Genomic DNA, 19,757 nt, shown 5'->3' on the forward strand with positions numbered 1-19,757 from the left:
AGGATTGCCGTGACCCTCAAGAACGACCGCTTCCTGCGCGCCCTGCGCCGCGAACCCGTGGACTGCACCCCCCTGTGGCTGATGCGCCAGGCCGGCCGCTACCTGCCCGAGTACCGCGCCACCCGCAAGCAGGCCGGCAGCTTCATGGGCCTGGCCACCAATCCCGAGCTGGCCTGCGAAGTCACCCTGCAGCCGCTGCGCCGCTACGAGCTTGATGCGGCCATCCTGTTCTCCGACATCCTCACCGTGCCCGACGCCATGGGCCTGGGCCTGTACTTCGCCGAGGGCGAGGGCCCGAAGTTCGAGCGCCCTGTGCGCAACGAAGCCGACATCGCCAGGCTGGCCGTGCCCGACATGGGCACCGAGCTGCGCTACGTGATGGACGCCGTGTCGCTCATCCGCCGCGAGCTCGATGGCTCCGTGCCGCTGATCGGCTTCTCCGGCAGCCCCTGGACCCTGGCCTGCTACATGGTCGAGGGCGGCGGCAGCAAGGACTTCGCCCGCATCAAGTCGCTGGCGCTGGGCAACCCGGCGGCCATGCACCAGCTGCTCGAGGTGACCACCGACGCCGTCATCGCCTACCTCGCCGCGCAGCACGCCGCCGGCGCGCAGGCGCTGCAGGTGTTCGACACCTGGGGCGGCGTGCTGGCGCCGCACCTGTACCGCGAGTTCTCGCTGCGCTACCTGCAGCGCATCGCCGCCGAACTGCCGCGCGGCGAAGGCCGCGAGCGCGCGCCGCTGATCCTGTTCGGCAAGGGCAACGCGCCCTACCTCGAGGAACTGGCCGCCAGCGGCGCCGAGGCCATCGGCGTGGACTGGACCGTGGGCCTGGGCGAGGCGCGCCGTCGCACCGGCGGCAAGGTGGCGCTGCAGGGCAACCTCGACCCGGCGACGCTGTACGCCTCGCCGGAAGTGATCCGCGCCGAAGCCGGCCGCGCCCTGGACGACTACGCGGCCGCCAACGGCGGCTCGCGCGAGGGCCACGTGTTCAACCTCGGCCACGGCATGAGCCCGGACATGGACCCCGAGCACGTGCGCGTGCTCGTGGACGCCGTGCACCAGCACAGCCGCCGCGGCTGATCAGGCCACCGGCGCTCCGCCGTCCGGGGGCGCCGCCGACCACAGCGTGCGCAGGGCGTCGGCCAGCATCGCGCCCGTGACCGGCTTGCGCAGGAAGCCCGCCATGCCGGCGGCGCGGGCCTCGCGCTCGGCCGCCGCGTCGGCGCGCGCGGTGATCGCCAGCAATGGCAGGGGGCGCCCCTGCAGGCGCAGCAGCCGGGCCAGTTCCAGGCCGTCGAGGCCGGGCAGGTCGAGATCAAGCAGGGCCGCGTCGAAGGCATGGGCCGCCAGCGCCGACAGCGCCGCGAGGCCGTGCGGCACGTGCACCACCGCGTGGCCCTGGCGCTCGAGCAGGCCCTGCACCACCTGCGCCACCACCGGGTCGTCCTCCACCAGCAGCAGGCGTCGCCCGCCGGCGGCGGTGGGCACCGGCAGGCTGGCAACGATGGTGCCCGGCAGTTCGACCGCCGCCAGCGGCAGCTCGACGCGGAAGGTGGCGCCGCGGCCGGGTTCGCTGCTCACCGAAATGGAACCGCCCATCGCCGCCGCCAGCTCCTGGCTGATCGCCAGGCCCAGGCCACTGCCGCCGTAGCGGCCCGGGGTGCGCGCCGCCGCGCCCTGCTCGAAGCGCTGGAACAGCCGCGCCTGCTGGCCCGTGGCCAGGCCCGGGCCGGTGTCGCGCACGTGGATCAGCACGCCCCGCGGCTCGCGCGTACCGACGTGCAGGGCCACCCCACCCTTCTCGCAGAATTTGATGGCGTTGCCGGCGAGGTTGAGCAGGATCTGCCGCACGCGGGTGGCGTCGCCGCGCAGGCAGGCCGGCACGTTGCCGTCGCAGCGCAGGGTGAAGGCCAGGCCCTTGGCCTCGGCCAGCGGCCGCAGCAGCCCGGCCAGTTCGTCGAGCAGGGGCCGCAGCGCGAAGGGTGAATCCTCGAGCTCGAGCTTGCCGGCCTCGATGCGGGCCAGGTCGAGCGTGTCGTTGACCAGGCGCAGCAGGTGCCGGCCAGCGCCCTGGATGGCCTCGACGCGGGCGCGCTGCTCGGGATCGAGTTCGCTGCCCTGCAGCAGCTCGGCCATGCCGAGCACGCCCGTCATGGGCGTGCGGATCTCGTGGCCGAGCGTGGCGAGGAAGCGGGTCTTGGCTTCGGAGTTCTGCTCGGCCAGTTGCTGGCGGGCCCGCGCCATGCGCCAGGCCTCGCGCCGGCGCAGGCGCGCCCGGTGCGACACCGCGGCAACGGAGACCAGCGCCAGCAGGCCCATGCCGCCGCCGGCCAGGGCCACCCGCGTGCGCCACCAGGGCGGATCGACCAGTACGGTGATGTGGCGCGGCTCCGACCAGGCGCCATCGGGCAGCGAACCGAGGACCTGCAGCTCGAAGCGCCCCGGCGCCAGGCGCGGGAACACGCGTTCGCCCGGCGCACCCACTTCGACCCAGTCGGGGTCGTAGCCCTCGAGCCGGAAGCGGTAGCGGTGCGCCGCGGGTTCGACGAAGGACAGCAGGCGCGCCACCACGCGCAGGTCGTGGTCGTCGGGGCCCAGCCGCAGCAGGGCGGTGTCCGGCGCCAGCGACAGCTCGCGGCCGGCCCGGCGCAGGCGCAGCGACTCGATCGCGACCGGCGGCGGCGCCAGCGCGCGCCGGTCGAGCCGGCGCGTGTCGAAGCGCTGCAGGCCGCGGGCGCCGAGCGCAGCGCCGTGGCCACCGGGCGCGACCACCACGCCGCCCTCGCCCAGTTCCTGCACCACCATGCCGTCGCCGGTGCCGAAGCGGCGCAGCGCGCCGGCCTGCGGATCGAGCCGCCACAGCCCGCGGGGCGTGGCCAGCCAGAGCGCGCCGCCGGGGTCGCGCGCCAGCTCGATCGCGTCCACGGCCGGCACGCCGTCGCCGGCATCGAAGCGGTGCCGCGGCTCAAGCCGTTCGCCCTGCCAGTGCAGGCCCGCCAGCCGGGCCGGACCGGCCAGCCAGACCTGGCCATCGGGATCGGCCAGCAGCGTGCGCCAGGGGCCCGCGGGGGCGCCCGGCACCGGCAGGAAGCGCGCCTCGCCGGGCACCCAGCGCTCGAGGCCGCCGCCGGCCTGGCGCCAGGGCTGGCCATCGGGCCCCAGCCACAGCGGGGCGCGGGCCGGCCGCTCGACGGCGCGCGCGCTCCCGTCGGGCCAGTGCAGCGCACCGGCCGGGCCCGCCGCCCACAGGCTGCCGTCGCCCGCCTGCAGCCACTGCGTGACCGGCCAGGGCGCATCCGGCCAAGGCTCGCGCACCAGCTCGTCCCGGCCGGGGACCAGCCGCGACAGGCGCCGGCCCTGCGCCAGCATCAGCGCACCGTCGCGCAGCGCCAGCAGGGCGCTGGCGGCACCGGATTCCGGCGCCGGGCTCACCGCCACCGCCTGCCGCCCGCCCCCCTCGAGCGCCACCTTCCACAGCTCGCCGCCGTCGAGCCACCAGGCGCTGCCGTCCTGCGCAGCGGCCAGCAGCGCCGGGCCACCGCGGCCCTCGATGAAACCGAAACTGGCCCAGGCAGGCGGCAGCGACAGCAGGCCATGACCGCGCGTGCCGAACCACAGCCCGCCCTCGCGGTCCTCGAACAGGGCCAGCACCACGCCGGGCCACAGTGGCTCTGACGCCGGCGCCCCCGGCGCGATGCCGCGACGCAGGCCATCCTCGCCGCCCAGCCAGTGCACGCCCTCGCGGTCGACCAGGCCGGGCGGGCCCGCGGGCGCCGGCCCGGCGTCCACCGCCGGCACCGGCTCGAAGTACCGGCGCGCGGCATCGAGGCGCCAGCTGCCCAGGCCTTCCACCCGCACCAGCACGCGATCTTCGGCATCCACCTGCAGGCCGCCCAGCACGTTGCCCGGCAGCGACCCGGCCTGCCCGGGCACGTGCCGCCAGACCTGGAAACCGAGGCCGTCGAAGCGCGCCAGGCCATCGGCGGTGGCCAGCCACAGGTAGCCGGCCCGGTCCTGGGCGATGGCCTCGACGCGGCTGGAGGGCAGGCCTTCGGCGACGCCATGCACGCGCAGCGGCACCGACGCGGGCGACTGCCCGTGGCTGGCCTGCGGCCAGACCAGCGCGCAGAGCAGCGCCAGCACCGCCACGCAATGTTCCGGCAGCGATGACGGCTGCATGCCCCCTCCGGTCTCGGATGCGGCCTAGACTAACCAGCCACCCGACGCACGAAGGTGCGAAAACGGATGAATCTGCCGAGGAAATGGCTGTTGTGTCTGCTATTGCTGGCCGGCTGCAGCGCGGCTGCCGCGCCCGTGCCGGCCTGGCGGCTCGATCCGGCGCACACGCGCGTGCTGTTCCGGGTCGACCATGCTGGCTTCTCCCAGGCCCTGGGCCTGCTGCCGGGCATCGCGGGCGAGCTGCGTTTCGATCCCGACGACTGGGCCGGCGCCCGCGTCGACGTGGTGGTGCCGCTGCCGCGCCTGCTGATCGGCGACGACGACTGGCGCGACGCGCTGCTCTCGCGCACCTGGCTGCACGCCGGGCGCCACCCCGAGGCGCGCTTCCGTTCGGTTCGCGTCGAACCCACCGACGAGGGCACGGCGCGCGTGCATGGCGAGCTCTCGCTGCGCGGCGAAACCCGGCCGGTGGTGCTGGAGGTGAAGCTCAACCGGCTGGCGCGCAACCCGATCGGCTTCCGCCGCACGGTCGGCTTCAGCGCCACCGCGGTGCTCGACCGCCGCGACTTCGGCATGAAGGAGTGGACCAACCTGGTCGGCACGCGCGTGGAACTGGAGATCCAGGCCGAAGCGGTACGCTATACCCCCGACACCGACGAGGAGCACGACGATGCCGATTCGCAACACGACTGAGCGCTGGGGCGGGGTGAGCATCAGCATCCACTGGCTGACGGTGCTGATGGTGTTCGCCCTGGTGGTGGTGGGCTTCGTGATGCAGGAGCTGCCCAACTCACCGACCAAGATCGACGTCTACGCCATGCACAAGAGCTTCGGCCTGACCGTGCTGGCACTCACCCTGCTGCGCCTGCTCTGGCGCCTGTTCGCCGGCACCCCGGCGCCGGTGCCGGGCACGCCGCGCTGGCAGTCGGCCGTCGCCCAGGCCACGCACGGCGCGCTGTACGTGATCCTGCTGGCGATGCCGCTCAGCGGCTGGCTCTACAACTCGGCCTCGGGCTTCCCGCTCAAGTGGTTCGGCCTGTTCGGCCTGCCCAAGCTCAGCGGCTACGACCCGGAGGTGAAGGCCTTCGCGCTGGCCATGCACGAGTGGCTGTTCATCGCCCTGCTGGTGATCGTGGTGGCGCACGCGGCCGCCGCGCTAAAGCACCACTACTTCGACCGCGACGCCACCCTGTCGCGCATGAGCCCGGGCCTGAAGCCGCCCGCCGACGCCCCCTGAAACCTACGGAGCCGTGATGACCCGCCTGATCCCCGCCCTCGCCCTGCTGCTCGCCCTGGCCGCGCCGACCGCGCGCGGCGCGGAATGGCGGGCCGCGCCCGAATCGACGCTGGGTTTCTCCGCCCTCTACATGGGCGAGGCCTTCGAAGGGCGCTTCGGGCGCTTCAGCCCGGCCATCGCCTTCGACCCGGCCGACCTGGCCGGCAGCCGCTTCGACGTGCGCATCGAACTGGCCAGCGCCTCGACCGACAACGAGGAGCGCGACGCGATGCTGGTGGGCCCGGAGTTCTTCAACGCCGGCGCGGTGCCCGAGGCGCGCTACGTGGCGACCACGTTCCGCGCGCTGGGCGGCGACCGCTACGTCGCCGAGGGCGAGCTCTCGCTCAACGGCGTCAGCCGCAAGGTGCCGCTGCAGTTCCGCTGGACCGCCGGCACCCCCGCGGTGCTCGAGGGCGAGGCCACGCTCAGCCGCCTGGCCTTCAAGGTCGGCGAAGGCGACTGGGCCGACACCGGGCTGCTGCCGGACGAGGTGAAGGTGAGCACGCGTCTGGTGCTGTCGCCGCAGTAAACCCGGGGCGACGACACGCCACCGTAACGACATCCCGAAAGACTCCAGGCCGCATGAATTCCCGCTCCGTCCGCCCCGCCGCGCTGCTTGCGGCGCTCCTGCTTGCCGCCTGCGCGCCGTCCGCGCGCGACGTGCGCGGCGCCGCCCCCGCGCCGGCCCACCCCGTGCTGCTGGTGTCCATCGACGGCGCCCACCCGGGCAGCCTGTTCCGCGGCGACACCCCGAACCTCGACGCGCTGGCCCGCCGCGGCGTGCACGCCGAAGGCATGCGCCCGTCCTACCCCAGCCTCACCTTCCCCAACCACTACACCCTGGTCACCGGCCTGCGCCCGGACCGCCACGGCATCGTCGACAACCGCATGGTCGACCCGGTGCTGGGCGAATTCACCATGGCCAACCGCGACGCCGTGGGCGACGGCCGCTGGTGGGAGGACGGCGAGCCGCTGTGGGTTACTGCGCAGTCCCATGGCCTGCGCACCGCCACGATGTTCTGGCCCGGCTCGGAAGCGGCGGTGCGCGGCGTGCGGCCGAACCACTGGCTGCCTTTCCAGTACGGCATGCCGGAATCGGAGCGCGTGGCCACCGTGCTCGGCTGGCTCGACCTGCCGCCGGGCAAGCGCCCGCACCTGCTCACGCTCTACTTCGAACGCGTCGACACCGCCGGCCACGTGCACGGCCCCGGCAGCGAGCAGGCGCGCGAGGCGCTGGCCACGGTGGACGCCGCCATCGGCGAACTCGTCGCCGGCCTCGAGGCGCGCGGCCTGCGCGAGCGCGTGAACCTGGTGGTCGTCTCCGACCACGGCATGGCCGACATCCGCCCCGACCGCACCATATTCGTCGAAGACCTGCTGCCCGCCGGCGCCGCCGACGTGGTGCACCTGGGCAGCCAGGCCGGCTTCAACCCGCGCCCCGGCCAGCAGGCCGCGCTCGAGGCGGCCCTGCTGGGTCGCCGCGGCCACGTCGAATGCTGGCGCCGCGAAGACCTGCCCGAGCGCTGGGCCTTCGGTGCGCACCGGCGCGTGCCGGCGGTGTATTGCCAGGCCGACACCGGCTGGCGCATCGAGTCGCGCGAGCGCAAGGCGCGCAGCAAGTTGCCCCCGCACCTCGGCGCGCACGGCTTCGACCCGGCCGATCCGCGCATGCAGGCCCTGTTCCTGGCCGACGGCCCGGGCCTGGCCGACGCCGCCACGCTGCCCGTGTTCGACAACGTGCACCTGCACCCGCTGCTGCTGGAACTGCTGGGCCTGCCGGCCATGCCATGGACCGACGGCGACCCCGCCGTGCTGCGCCCCGCGCTCAGCGCAGGAAGGCCCTGAGCGCCGCGGCGTCGAACGGCCAGTCCAGCTCGGCGCCGGTGTCCTCGCGCCGAAGCACCGGGATGCGCGTGCCGTAGCGCGCCTGCAGGCCCAGGTCGTCGTCGATCCACAGCGGGTCGAAGTCGGGCACGCCGGCGGCGGCCAGCACTTCCCAGGCCTGGTCGCAAAGGTGGCAGTCGTCGCGCTGGATCAGGGTGAGTTTCATCGTCGTCCCAATGCGCCGGCGTACAGTGGCCGGCGCCTGCAAGGGGCATAGAATACGGCGTCCCCGACAGAGCGGCCCACCATGGCAGTCAGCGTCTTCGACCTCTTCAAGATCGGCATCGGCCCCTCGTCCTCGCACACGGTCGGCCCGATGCGCGCCGCCGCGCGATTCGTCAGCCACTGGCTGGAGCAAAACGACGACCTGGCCCGCACCGCGCGCGTGCGCGCCGAGGTGTTCGGGTCGCTGGCGCTCACCGGCCGCGGCCACGGCACCGACAAGGCGGTGCTGATGGGCCTGGAGGGCCACTGGCCGAACGAGATCGACCCGGACGTGATCCCCGCCGCGCTCGAGCGCATCCGCGGCGAAAAGAAGATCAGGCTGCTGGGCCGGCACGAGATCCGCTTCGACGAGAAGCACGACCTGGTGATGAACAAGCGGCAGAAGCTGCCCTTCCACACCAACGGCATGCGCTTCACCGCCTACGACGCCGAGGGCACGGTGGTCGCCACCCGCGACTACTACTCGGTCGGCGGTGGTTTCGTGGTCAACCAGGACGAAGCGGCCGAAGACCGCATCGTCGCCGACACCACCGAGCTGCCGCATCCGTTCCACAGCGGCGACGAGCTGCTGCGCCGCTGCGAGGAAACCGGCCAGTCGATCGCCGCCCTGATGCTGGCCAACGAGCAGGCCTGGCGCAGCCAGGACGAGGTGATGGCCGGCCTGCGCGAGCTCTGGCGCGCGATGCAGGACTGCACCCAGCGCGGCATCCGCGAACGCGGCACCCTGCCCGGCGGCCTGCACGTGGCCCGGCGCGCGCCCAGCCTGCACGCCGAGCTGCTGTCCAAGCCCGAAGCCGGCATGCGCGACCCGCTGACGGTGCTCGACTGGGTGAACCTGTACGCGCTGGCGGTGAACGAGGAGAACGCCGCCGGCGGGCGCGTGGTGACGGCGCCCACCAACGGCGCGGCCGGCATCATTCCGGCGGTGCTGCACTACTACGACCGCTTCTGCCCGGGCGCCAGCGAGAAGGGCGTGTTCGACTTCCTGCTCACGGCCGCCGCGATCGGCATCCTCTACAAGGAAAACGCCTCGATCTCCGGCGCCGAGGTGGGCTGCCAGGGCGAGGTGGGCGTGGCCTGTTCGATGGCCGCCGGCGGCCTGGTGGCGGCCCTGGGCGGCACGCCCGGCCAGGTCGAGAACGCCGCCGAGATCGGCATGGAGCACAACCTCGGCCTGACCTGCGACCCGATCGGCGGCCTGGTGCAGATCCCCTGCATCGAGCGCAACGCGATGGGCGCGGTGAAGGCGATCAACGCAGCGCGCATGGCGCTGCGCGGCGACGGCAAGCACAAGGTGTCGCTCGACAAGGTCATCAAGACCATGCGCGACACCGGCCGCGACATGCAGGACAAGTACAAGGAAACCTCGCGCGGCGGCCTGGCCGTCAACGTCATCGAGTGCTGACCCCCTCCTCGCCCACCCTCCTGCTCGCTGCTTTCGCGGGTGGAGGCGGCGTGCACGCGTAAGACTCGACGGAGTGGAGGACAGGATGTCCGCAACGCCCGGCCGTAAGCTGGTCATGGATGACGCTTGCGCGCGGCCGGACGGCGAGTCTTGCGCGTGCGCGGCGGCGCCACTGCGCCAAATCTCCGGCCGGAAGGGCCAGCGACAGGCAGTCGGGCCTGAAGGCCCTCCCACAAGATTCGCGCCTGAAGGCGCTCCTACGGGGAGGCCGTGGGGCGGGCGGGGTCACGGATTGGGGGTTGGTGGCTTGCCGGCGGCAGTGGGTCGGCGTAATAGTCGGGGCAAGCCCCGCTCCGGAAGCCGCCGTGCCCGAAACACGCCGCGTCCCGATGACGACCCTTTGGATCGTTCTCCTGCTGTGGGCGGGTGTTTCGCTGGCGTTGGACCCGGACAAGTCCTTCCATCATTACGTCCGCAACACCTGGAGCATCGAACAGGGCCTGCCGCAGATCAGCGGCCTGGCCATCGCCCAGGACCGCACCGGCTACCTGTGGGTGGGCACCCAGGCCGGCCTGGCCCGCTTCGACGGCATCCGCTTCACCGCCTTCGACCCCGAGTCGGCGCCCGGCCTGCGCGGCATGTACATCCACGACCTGCTCGTGGACCCGCGCAACCGCGTCTGGGTGGCCACCTACCGGGGCGTGAGCGTCTACGAGGACGGCCACTTCCGCGCCCTGCCGGTCGTCGGTGGCGAGGGCGACCGCGGGCTCGACACCACCGACCTGGTCGCCATGCCCTCGGGCGAGATCATGGTGGCCGCGCCCGACGGCGTGTACCGGGCCACCGAAACCCGGCTCGAGCGCCTGCACGGCCTGCCGCGCCCCGCCACCAGCCTGCACGTGCGCGGCGACACCCTCTGGGTCGGCAGCCACGGCCGCGTGTATCGCATCGGCACCGACGGCATCCAGGTGCTGCCCCTGCCCGAGGGCGACGACGACACCGTCGTGACCCAGCTGCTCGACGCCCATGGCCGGCTCTGGGCCGGCACCACCGCTGGCCTGTTCTTCCGCGAGCACGACCGCTGGCAGCGCTACGAAGGCGACGAAAAGCTGGCCAGCTCGCCGGTGGAGGCGATGTACGAGGATCGCGACGGCAACCTCTGGGTCGGCCTGGTCGACGACCTGGCCCGCCTGCGCGCCGGCCGCGTGGTGGAAGTCGTGCGCAGCGACGCCACCGGCACCGCGGTGCGCGCGATCTTCGAGGACCGCGAGGGCAACCTCTGGCTGGGCACGCAGTGGGAGGGCGTCACCCGGCTCTGGAACGGCTGGACCCGCCGCTACAGCCAGTTCGAGGGCCTGGTCGACCCGGTGCTGTGGTCGGTGGCACGAGGGCCGGAGGGGCGGCTGTGGGTGGGCACCAACAACGGCCTGAGCGTGATGCGCGACGGCCGCTTCGAGCAGGTCGTGGCCGGCGCCGACCTGCCCCACCCCAATGCCTACACCCTGCTGCCCGAGCGCGATGCCGTCTGGATAGGCACCCGCCGCGGCGTCGCCGTGCTGCGCGACGGGCAGCTGGAGATCCCGGCCCAGCTGGCGCCGATGCGCAGCGCCCAGATCAACGGCATCGTGCGCGACAGCCGCGGCGCGCTGTGGTTCGCCACCACCCAGGGCCTGTACCGGCTGACCCGCGATGGCCTGCAGGGCTTCGGCACCGCGCACGGCCTGCGCGACGCGCGCGTGCGCCTGGTCCATGAAACCCGCGACGGCCGCCTGCTGGTCGCTTCGCACGCGGGCCTGTTCGAATTCGAGGCCGACCGCCTGCGGCCGGTCGGCGCAGAGGCGGGGCTGCGCCCGGACCTGGACATCACCGCCATCCACGAGCTGCCCGACGGCCGGCTGCTGGTGGGCGCGCTGTCGGAGGAGATCTTCCTGTTCGACGGCCAGGCCTGGCACGGCTTCGACAAGTCCAGCGGCTTGCCGGTCAATTCGCCCTTCTTCATGACCCACGACGAGGCCGGCTACCTGTGGGTGGCCGGCATCCGCGGCGTGCACCGGTTGGTGCTGCAGGACATGGCCGACTACGCCGCCGGGCGCATCTCGCACGTGCGCGGCGAGATGCTGCTCAACGAGCGCGGCGACCGCCGCGGCGGCCAGAAGGGGTTTTGCTGCAACGGCGCCGGCAACGCCAAGGGTTTCGTGCACCAGGGCGAACTGTGGCTGCCCACGCGCGATGGCGTGGTGGCGATGCGCACCGACGGCATCGTCAAGAACGCCACGGCGCCGCGCACGCTGATCGAGCGGGTGCGGGTGGGAGAACTGTGGCGCCCCGCCGACCCCAGCGCCGACTGGCGGCTGCCGCCCGACCAGCGCGACCTGGGCTTCGAGTTCACCGTGCTCAGCCTGCAGGACCCCAAGAGCGTGGAGCTGCGCTACCGGCTGGTCGGCTACGACGCCGACTGGCGCCGGCTGGAAGACCCGACCCGGCGCAGCGTGAACTACACCAACCTGCCGCCCGGCGCCTACGTGTTCGAGGCCCAGGGTTCGAACAACGCCGACACCTGGAGCCAGGCGCCGGCGCAGATCGGCTTCCGGATCCAGCCGCACTTCCACGAAACGCCCCTGTTCTACTGGCTGCTGGCGGGCCTGCTGGGGAGCCTGGCCTGGGCCGGCTACCGCCGGCAGATGCGCCTGCACCTGCGCCAGCGCCAGGCCCTGGAACTGCTGGTGAGCCAGCGCACCGAGGCGCTGGAGGTGGCCAACCACCGGCTCGAGGAAGCCAGCCAGACCGACCCGCTCACCGGCCTGCGCAACCGCCGCTACCTGGCCACGCAGATCCCGGCCGACATCGCCTACTACGACCGCGAAACGGTGCGCCGCGGCGCGCCGGACGAGGTGATGGTGTTCGCGCTGATCGACATCGACCACTTCAAGGCCATCAACGACAACCACGGCCACCAGGCCGGCGACCGCGTGCTCCAGCAGATGGCCCAGGTGCTCACCCAGATGGTGCGCACCGGCGACTACATCGCGCGCTGGGGCGGCGAGGAGTTCCTGGTGGTGTTCCGGCCCATGCCCAACCGGCACCTGCCGATGCTGGGCGATCGCATCTGCCAGGCCGTGGCCGGGCACCGCTTCGACGTGGGCACGGGCGAGCCGCTGCAGGTGACCTGCTCGGTGGGCTTCATCGAATGCCCGCTGTTCCGCGACGCCCGCGGCGGCCTGGGCTGGGAGCAGATGATCGAACTGGCCGACCGCGCCCTGTACGTCGTCAAGGCGCATGGCCGCAACGGCTGGGCCGCCTACCGGGCCCGCGCCGACACCGACCTGGGCCAGCTGCAGCAGGCCCTGCGCGGCGACCCGGGCCAACTTCACGGCGCCGGCCGACTCGACCTGCTGGCCTCGCCCCACCTGCTGGCGGCGCGCGACGCCGGCAAGCCCTAGTCCGCGGCTCCCGGCCCGCCTATGCTCCCGGGCATGCCCGCCCCTTTGCGCAAGCTCGTCGTGGTGCTGGTGCTGCTGGCGCTGTACGTGGCCGGTGGCGCCTATTCGAGCCTGCTGGGCGGCGGCCCGGACGAAGTGGCGCTGTTCTGGCCGGCCGCGGGCGTGGGCCTGGCCGCCGTGCTGCGCTTCGGCTGGAGGATCAGCTGGATCGTGCCGGTCGGCACCCTGCTGGTGCACCTGCTGTTCGACCCGGTGCCCCGGGTGTTCATCGTCTGGTCGATGGCCTCGAACCTGGCCGGCGTGCTGGCCGGCGCCTGGGTGGTCAAGCGCCAGCCCATGGACGACCTGCTGACGGTGCGCTTCGGCCTGCATGCACTGGCCGGCGCCGTGGTGATGTCGACGGTCGGCGCCGCCATCGGCAGCGCCGGCATGCTGCAGGCCGGAATGATCGGCGCCGCGCAGTGGCCCGGCTCCGCGGCCCGCTGGCTGTTGGGCGACCTCCTCGGCGCGACCTCGATCGCCCCGGCGCTGATGCTGCTGCTGCCCGGCCGCAGCGGCCAGCGCCGCCGCTTCCCGGCCTCCGACTACGCGCCCGAGTCCGAACGCCTGGTCTGGAACATCGCCCTGATGGCCAGCTACCTGCTGATGGCCTGGGGCGGCAGCCTGGGCGGCAACTACGCCATGGGCCTGGTGGCGCTGCCGCTGGGCGTGATGGTCTGGAGCGCCGTGCGCATGCCGCCCACCCACACCGCCGTGGCCGGCGCGCTCACGATGCTGCTGATCGCCGGCCTGGCCGGCTTCGGCATCGCCGGCTACCCGCGCGCGCGGGCGCCGCTCGACAGCGTCTACCTGCTGGTGTTCCTGATCCAGGTGGCGGCGCTGCCGCTGATGCTGGCCTTCGCCATGCACCAGCAGCGCGTCAGCGCCAACGTGCTGCGCCACCGCGCCAGCGTCGATCCGCTCACCGGGCTGGAAAACCGCAACGCCTTCGAGGAGGCCGTCAAACCCGAGGTCGCGGCCGGCCCGCCGCTGCCGATGGCCCTGGCCTACGTCGACCTCGACCACCTCAAGCTGATCAACGACACCGCCAGCCACGTGGCCGGCGACGAGCTGATCCGCGGCGTGGCCGGCGTGATCGCCGCGCACATGCACCCCGACGAGCACCTGGCCCGCACCGGCGGCGACGAGTTCGCGCTGCTGCTGCGCAACTGCGCGCCGATGGTGGCCGAGGACCGCATGCGCGCGCTGCTGCGCGCCATCGAAGGCTACCGCTGCGGCTGGGACGGGCAGATGCTGGGCACCACCGCCAGCGCCGGCGTCGTCACCTTCATGCCCGGCCAGGCCGACTACGCGCAGCTGTTGTCGCAGGCCGACGCCGCCTGCTTCACCGCCAAGGAACAGGGCGGCAACCGGGTCTGCCTGGCGAGCCTGGCCGCCGGCGAACTGCTCGACCGAACCGCCGCCATGCGCTGGGTGCTGCGCATCCGCGAGGCCCTGGAGAAGCACGCACTGGAGCTGCATTGCCAGAGCATCGTGCCGCTGCAGCCGGGCGTGCTCACCGGCCGCCACTTCGAGGTGCTGCTGCGCCTGCGCGACCCGCGCAGCGGCGAACGCCTGGACCCCGGGCAGTTCATGCCGGCGGCCGAACGCTTCCGCCTGGGCACGCGCATCGACCGCGAGGTGGTGAGCCGCACGCTGGAGTGGCTCGAGCAGCGACCCGAGGCCGCGGCCACGGTGGACACCTGCGCGATCAACCTGTCGGGCGAGGCGGTGATCGACGAAGGTTTCATCGGCTGGCTGGCCGAGCGCCTGCGGCGCAGCAGCTTCCCGGCCTCGCGGCTGTGCTTCGAACTGACCGAGACCAGCGCCGTGCGCGACCTGGCGCGGGCGCGGCGCTTCATCAACCAGCTGCGCGAGCTGGGCTGCCGCTTCGCGCTCGACGACTTCGGCACGGGCTTCTGCTCGTTCAACTACCTGCGCTCGCTGGACGTGGACTACTTCAAGATCGACGGCAGCTTCGTGCGCGACATGCACGCCTCGCCCATGGCCGAGGCGGTGGTGCGCTCGATCAACGAGATCGCCCACGTCCTGGAGAAGAAGAGCATCGCCGAGCACACCGAGACCGAGACCGAGCGACGGGCGCTGCAGGCCCTGGGCGTGGACTTCGCCCAGGGCTATGCCTTCGACCACCCGCGGCCGATCGACGAGTACTTCGCCGACCCGCCCGGAGGCCGGCCATGAGCGGCCGGCCCGCGCTGGCGGCGCTGCTGGCGCTGCTGCTGCCGGCGGCGGCGGCCGCGCAGGGCCTGGCCGAACTGTCGGTGGTGCGCCAGGGCGGCGCCCAGGCCGCCATCGCCACCAACCGCAGCGGCGGCCCGGTGGAAGTGGAGCTGATGGCCGAGCACTGGCAGGACATGCACGCCGAGCCGGCGCTGCCGCTGCGGCGGGTGCTGCGCCCGGGCGAACGCGCGACGCTGGCCGTGCTGCGGCCGACGGGCCCGTCGGCGCGGCACGACCTGCAGCTGTGGATCGTGCCGGGCGAACCCTACGTGGTGCCGCGCGACGTGGTCTATTCGCTGCCGGTGGTGGAGTCGGCCTTCGAACTGGGCCAGGGTTTCCACGGCGGCTACAGCCATGGCGACGACGCCAACCGCTATGCCGTGGACCTGATCGTCGACGAAGGCACGCCGGTGCTGGCCGCGCGCGACGGCGTGGTGCTGGCGACCGCCAGCGGCCACGGCGATGGCGCGCCCGACCCGAGCCTGGCCGGTGCCGCCAACTACATCCGGGTGCTGCACGACGACGGCTCGATGGCGCTCTACGGGCACCTGCGCGAAGGCGGGGTGTTCGTACGCCCGGGCGAGCGGGTGACGCTGGGCCAGGTGATCGGCGAAAGCGGCAACACCGGCTTCTCCAGCGGGCCGCACCTGCACTTCGTGGTGCAGGTCAACGCCGGCATGCGGCTCGAGTCGGTGCCCTTCCGCATGATCGGCCCCGACGGCTACCTCCCGCTGCGATAGCAGTGGCTCAGGTCCTTCGGGCCAGGCCGTACTTCGCGAGCAGGTCGGCGGCTTCCATCGGCCGCGCGAACAGGTAGCCCTGGGCATCGTCGCAGCCCAGTTCGCGCAGGCGCGCGGCGTGCTCCTCGGTTTCCACGCCTTCGGCCAGCACGTTCAGGTGCAGGCTGGTGGCCAGGGCGATGACGGTGCGCACGATGCCGTCCGCCGCCTCCGAGGCGCCCATGGCGCTGACGAAGGACTGGTCGATCTTGAGCCGGTCCATCGGCAGCTTGCCCAGGTAGGACAGCGAGGAATAGCCCGTACCGAAGTCGTCGATGGCGAGCCGGAAGCCGCGCTCGCGCAGGGCCGCGAGCAGCGAGATGGTCTGGTCTGTCCCGGTCATCAACATCGATTCGGTGAGTTCGATCTCGAGCGCCGACGGATCCAGGCCCGCGTGTTCCACCTCGGACATCAGCTGGGGCAGGAAATCCTCGCGGCGCAGCTGGCTGGCGGCGATGTTCACCGACACCGGCACCGCCGGCAGGCCGTCGTCGCGCAGGCGCCGCAGCGTGCGGCAGGCCTCGCGCAGCATGAAATCGCCGATCTGCCCGACCAGGCTGGCTTCTTCGGCCACGGGGATGAACTCCGCGGGGGGCACCACGCCACGCTCCGGATGGCGCCAGCGCACCAGCGCCTCGATGCCCACCAGCTCGCCGGTGCGCAGCGAGACCTGCGGCTGGAACACCGGGAACAGCTCGTGCCGCTGCAGGGCGAGCCGCAGCTGCGATTCGATGGTGAGCCGGTGCAGGCTGGCGCCCGGCTGGCCCGGTGAATAGACGCACAGCCGCCGCAGGCCCTCGGACCGGGAGTAATTGAGCGCCGCGTTGGCCGACACCAGCAGCAGCTCGGCGTCTTCGCCATGCTCGGGGCAAAGCGCGACGCCGCTGCTCAGCCCCAGCATCACGTCCTGCCCCGCCACGTTGAACGGGGACTGCATCGCCGCGTCCAGCCTGGTCCAGATGGCCCGGGCCTCCGTCTCGCCGGCACCGGGAAGCAGCACGGCGAATTCGTCGCCGGACACGCGCGCCAGCACGTTCTTTTCGCCGAACAGGCCGACCAGGCGCTGCGTCAGCATCACCAGCACCTGGTCGCCCAGGCTGAAACCGAAGGAGTCGTTGACCTGCTTGAACCGGTCGATGTTGAGCATCATCACGGCCAGCCGGTTCCCGTTCTCCCTGAGCGCGGCGCGCGCGCGCTCGCCGAAGCCCTGGCGGTTGGGCAGGCCGGTGAGCGCATCGGTGCGCGCGAGCGCCTCGATGCGCGACTGGCTGAGCTTGCGCTCCGAGATGTCGGTGAACTGCCCGAGATAGTTGGTGCGGCCATCGGCATGGTTGATGCGGGTGATGACCAGCCACTCCGGATACACCTCGCCGGTCTTGCGCCGGTTCCAGACCTCGCCCTCCCAGCGCCCGTGCTGGTGCACCTGCTCCCACATCGCCCGGTAGAACTCCGGACCGTGGTGGCCCGAGGACAGCACCGACGGGCGCCGGCCGACCACCTCGTCGGCCGCGTAGCCGGTGACCCGGGTGAAGGCGCTGTTGATGCTGATGATCTTGCCGTCGCCGTCGCAGACCAGGATGCCCTCGTGGCTGTTCTCGAAGGCATCGGCCGAGATGCGGAGCTGGGCCTCGTCCCGGCGCCGGCGGGTCATGTCCAGGTGCACGCCGGCCAGGCGCAGCGGCCGGCCGTCCGCGCCACGCTCGAGCACCGTGCCGCGCGACTGCACCCACACCCAGTGGCCGTCGGCGTGACGCAGGCGCAGCTCCATCACGAAGCTGTCCTTGCCCGGCTCGTCCAGGCGGCGATACGCAGCGCGCAGCCGCGCCCGGTCCTCCGGGTGCACGCGATCGCGCCAGGCGGCCGCCAGCCCCGCGTCGCGCGCCGGATGCAGGCCCAGCATGCGGAACCACTCGTCGTTGGCGAGCATTTCGCCGGTGTCGAGGCGGTTGGACCAGGTGCCCAGCTGCGCCGCGCCCACGGCCACCGCCAGCTGGTGTTCGGCATCGCGGGCGGCGCGTTCGCGTTCGCGCAGGACGATGTTCGCGCCCAGTTCGGCCGCCGTGGAGCTGACCGCGCTGAGAAAGGAGTGGTCGAAGATTCCCGGCCGGCGGTCGGCCAGGTACAGCACGCCCAGCCGCTCGCCCATCTCCACCAGCGGCACCACCACCAGCGAGCGCATGCCCAGGCGGTGGAAGGGCTCCGTGGCGGGGTGGCGGCCAGGCAGCTCGTCGAGGTCGGCGAACACCAGCGGCTCGCCGGTGAGCAGTACGCGCACCGCGGGGCGGTCGGCCTGGTCCGGATCCTCGAGGTCGCCCGCGCTCACCGGCAACTGGTCCTGCCTGACGCCGAACAGGGCCGTGGGCAAGATCGTTCGGCCATCGGGCTGCACGCGCGCCATGCCGGCCAGCGTGTACCCGCCTTCCTGCACCAGCAGCCGGCAGATCTCCGCGGAAAGGGCGTCGCGGTCGGTCAGGCGCTGCCCGGCCAGGCTGACGCAGCTGACCGTACGCAGTAGCCGGGACTGGTGCTCCAGCCGCTCCGAGGCCTGTTCGACGGCCCGCGCCACCCGGGCCAGCTCGTCGCCGCCGGAAACGCCGGTGCGCAGCGGCTCGCCTTCGAACTGCAGGTGGCCGGCCGCGTCGGCCAGCAGGCTCGAGCGGCGCGTCCAGACGAGGTGGAACAGGCCCCAGATGATGGTGATCACGGCCACGATGCCGGCCGAATTGGCCCAGAAGGTCCTGCCCGCCTCGGCGCGCAGCTGCGCGGCCACCGGCACGCTGTCCGCCTCGACCACCAGCATGGCGTAGCGCGGCGGGTCCGACGACAGCAACACCTGCCGCGATACCGCCAGCTGGCCCGGGGCCGCGGCGAGTGATCGGCCGGGCCGGGCCCTGAAGGCGGCGTCGAGCAGCGCGTCGCCGAGCGCCTTCGGTCGTTGGGAAGCCACTTCGGTGAAGGGCTGGCCGATGTCGCGGCGATGGATGGCGGCGCGGACACTGCCCTGGCCATCGACGAGCCAGGCCCCCTTGACCCGCAGGTCGGCGGCCAGGCCACTGACAATCCGCTCCGGGAGGTATTCGATCCCCAGCTCGGCCTGCATGTCGATGCGGCGGCCCTGGTGGAGCAGCAGGTCGGCCATGTCGCCGGCGGTGTCGCGCTCGGCGCGCTGCTGCACGTCCGACAGGCCGACCAGCATCTGCACCGCCGCGGCCGCCAGTGCGAGAAGCAGCAGCAGCACAGGCAGGACCTGGCTGGCGGGCCGCGAGGTGAGCAGGCGGGTGATCATGGTCCGGCACCCACCTCCGGCGCCAGGATGCGCTCGTCGATGCGCAGGCCAGGCTCGAGGCCGGCACGTCGCAGGCTCGCCGCCAGCGCACGCATGTTCCGCGACAGCTCCGAGGGCTCGCCGGCCATCATCCTGCGGCTGGCCTCGCCGTCGAGGAAGGCGACGCCATCCAGCGCGGCGCGGTAGTCCCGCACGTCCAGGCGCCCGCCGGCCACCAGCATGTCCAGCGGCAGGAGGTCGGGCTGGGCGAAGGCCTTCGCGGCGCGGTCCCAGGCGGCCAGCAGCTCGCGCAGCGCCGGCCGGCGCGAGCGCAGTACTTCTTCGCGGGCCACCAGCACGTCCAGCACCAGGCCCGGATGGTCGGCCGTCGAGAACGCCAGCACGGCGCCCTCATCGAGCAACTCCGAAAGCATGGGCTCGAACACGACCGCGCCGGCGGCCCCGCCGTTGCGCCAGCGCACCGGCACCACCGAGGACTGCACCCGGACGATGCGCACGTCCTCCATCTCCATGCCGGCTTCGACCAGGGCGCTGTGGAGCACGTGGTAGCCCATCGCCGAATCCTCCACCAGCACCGCCTGGCCGCGCAGGCCGGCGATGCCGTCCACGCCCGGCGCCACCACCACGCCGTCGGCGCCATGCGAGTCCGAGAGCACCGAGATGACGCGGATCGGCACGCCCTCGGCGTACAGGCGGATGGCTTCGTCCAGGGTCACGGCCCCCACGTCGGCGCTGCCATCGCGCAGGGCCTGGGCCGTTTCGGTGTTCGAGAGGGTTTCAACGATGCGCAGCTGCGGACCCAGCCAGTCCTGCTCGCGCGCCAGCACCAGGGGTTCGTAGCCGATCCAGGGGCCGATCGAGACCACCAGGGGCTTGGGCGGCGCCGGCGGCGCCACCAGCGACACCAGCCAGAACAGCGCGCCCAGCATCACCATCAGGGGCAGGAACCAGGCCAGGGGCGCGAACTTCGATCGGGGTTTCGGATCCGGCATTCCGGGGCGTG

The 19,757-nt window shown here is 72.9% G+C and carries 13 protein-coding genes; 9 read left to right on the forward strand and 4 right to left on the reverse strand.

Going from position 1 to position 19,757, the window contains the following annotated elements; genetic code table 11:
- Positions 1-3 precede the first annotated feature (3 nt).
- Positions 4-1,080: a uroporphyrinogen decarboxylase gene (hemE, locus tag C6N40_RS01570; protein WP_106989466.1), complete on the forward strand. Its 1,077-nt coding sequence runs from the start codon at positions 4-6 to the stop codon at positions 1,078-1,080.
- Here hemE and C6N40_RS01575 read toward each other — a convergent pair whose 3' ends face one another.
- Complete coding sequence (locus tag C6N40_RS01575; protein WP_106989244.1) at positions 1,081-4,179, reverse strand: ATP-binding protein; 3,099 nt, start codon at positions 4,177-4,179, stop codon at positions 1,081-1,083.
- Positions 4,180-4,269: 90 nt separating this feature from the next.
- Here C6N40_RS01575 and C6N40_RS01580 point away from each other — a divergent pair, with 90 nt between their 5' ends.
- Genes C6N40_RS01580 through C6N40_RS01595 form a run of 4 tightly spaced genes read left to right on the forward strand, consistent with a single transcriptional unit; the run spans position 4,270 to position 7,300 of the window.
- Positions 4,270-4,872 carry a YceI family protein gene (locus C6N40_RS01580; protein ID WP_162782014.1) on the forward strand — a complete coding sequence of 201 codons (603 nt, stop codon included), beginning with the start codon at positions 4,270-4,272 and terminating at the stop codon, positions 4,870-4,872.
- Positions 4,850-5,416 carry a cytochrome b gene (locus C6N40_RS01585; protein WP_106989246.1) on the forward strand — a complete coding sequence of 189 codons (567 nt, stop codon included), beginning with the start codon at positions 4,850-4,852 and terminating at the stop codon, positions 5,414-5,416. Before C6N40_RS01580 ends, C6N40_RS01585 begins: the two co-directional genes overlap by 23 nt.
- A gap of 16 nt (positions 5,417-5,432) precedes the next feature.
- Positions 5,433-5,984: a YceI family protein gene (locus C6N40_RS01590; RefSeq protein ID WP_106989247.1), complete on the forward strand. Its 552-nt coding sequence runs from the start codon at positions 5,433-5,435 to the stop codon at positions 5,982-5,984.
- A gap of 53 nt (positions 5,985-6,037) precedes the next feature.
- A complete protein-coding gene (locus C6N40_RS01595; protein ID WP_106989248.1) occupies positions 6,038-7,300 on the forward strand; it encodes an alkaline phosphatase family protein in 1,263 nt (420 codons plus the stop codon).
- Here the strand turns inward: C6N40_RS01595 and C6N40_RS01600 are convergent.
- Positions 7,281-7,505, reverse strand: coding sequence for a glutaredoxin family protein (locus tag C6N40_RS01600; RefSeq protein ID WP_106989249.1), 225 nt, complete (start codon positions 7,503-7,505; stop codon positions 7,281-7,283). The two genes, C6N40_RS01595 and C6N40_RS01600, sit on opposite strands and share 20 nt — an antisense overlap.
- Before the next feature lie 81 nt (positions 7,506-7,586).
- Here C6N40_RS01600 and C6N40_RS01605 point away from each other — a divergent pair, with 81 nt between their 5' ends.
- From C6N40_RS01605 to C6N40_RS01620, 4 genes are all read left to right on the forward strand, one after another.
- Complete coding sequence (locus tag C6N40_RS01605; RefSeq protein ID WP_106989250.1) at positions 7,587-8,969, forward strand: L-serine ammonia-lyase; 1,383 nt, start codon at positions 7,587-7,589, stop codon at positions 8,967-8,969.
- 389 nt (positions 8,970-9,358) lie between these two features.
- Complete coding sequence (locus C6N40_RS01610) at positions 9,359-12,409, forward strand: ligand-binding sensor domain-containing diguanylate cyclase (protein ID WP_162782015.1); 3,051 nt, start codon at positions 9,359-9,361, stop codon at positions 12,407-12,409.
- Positions 12,410-12,442: 33 nt separating this feature from the next.
- Positions 12,443-14,650 carry a putative bifunctional diguanylate cyclase/phosphodiesterase gene (locus tag C6N40_RS01615; RefSeq protein WP_162782016.1) on the forward strand — a complete coding sequence of 736 codons (2,208 nt, stop codon included), beginning with the start codon at positions 12,443-12,445 and terminating at the stop codon, positions 14,648-14,650.
- On the forward strand, positions 14,647-15,429 hold the full coding sequence (locus tag C6N40_RS01620) for a M23 family metallopeptidase (protein ID WP_106989253.1): 783 nt from the start codon (positions 14,647-14,649) through the stop codon (positions 15,427-15,429). The genes C6N40_RS01615 and C6N40_RS01620 overlap by 4 nt, the downstream gene beginning before the upstream one ends.
- Positions 15,430-15,436: 7 nt before the next feature.
- On the opposite strand, the gene C6N40_RS01625 is transcribed toward C6N40_RS01620, so the two are convergent.
- Both C6N40_RS01625 and C6N40_RS01630 read right to left on the reverse strand, forming a co-directional pair.
- Complete coding sequence (locus C6N40_RS01625; protein WP_106989254.1) at positions 15,437-18,754, reverse strand: bifunctional diguanylate cyclase/phosphodiesterase; 3,318 nt, start codon at positions 18,752-18,754, stop codon at positions 15,437-15,439.
- On the reverse strand, positions 18,751-19,746 hold the full coding sequence (locus tag C6N40_RS01630) for an ABC transporter substrate-binding protein (RefSeq protein ID WP_162782017.1): 996 nt from the start codon (positions 19,744-19,746) through the stop codon (positions 18,751-18,753). The genes C6N40_RS01625 and C6N40_RS01630 overlap by 4 nt, the downstream gene beginning before the upstream one ends.
- Positions 19,747-19,757 lie beyond the last annotated feature (11 nt).

Source organism: Arenimonas caeni (genome assembly GCF_003024235.1).
Lineage (GTDB): Bacteria > Pseudomonadota > Gammaproteobacteria > Xanthomonadales > Xanthomonadaceae > Arenimonas > Arenimonas caeni.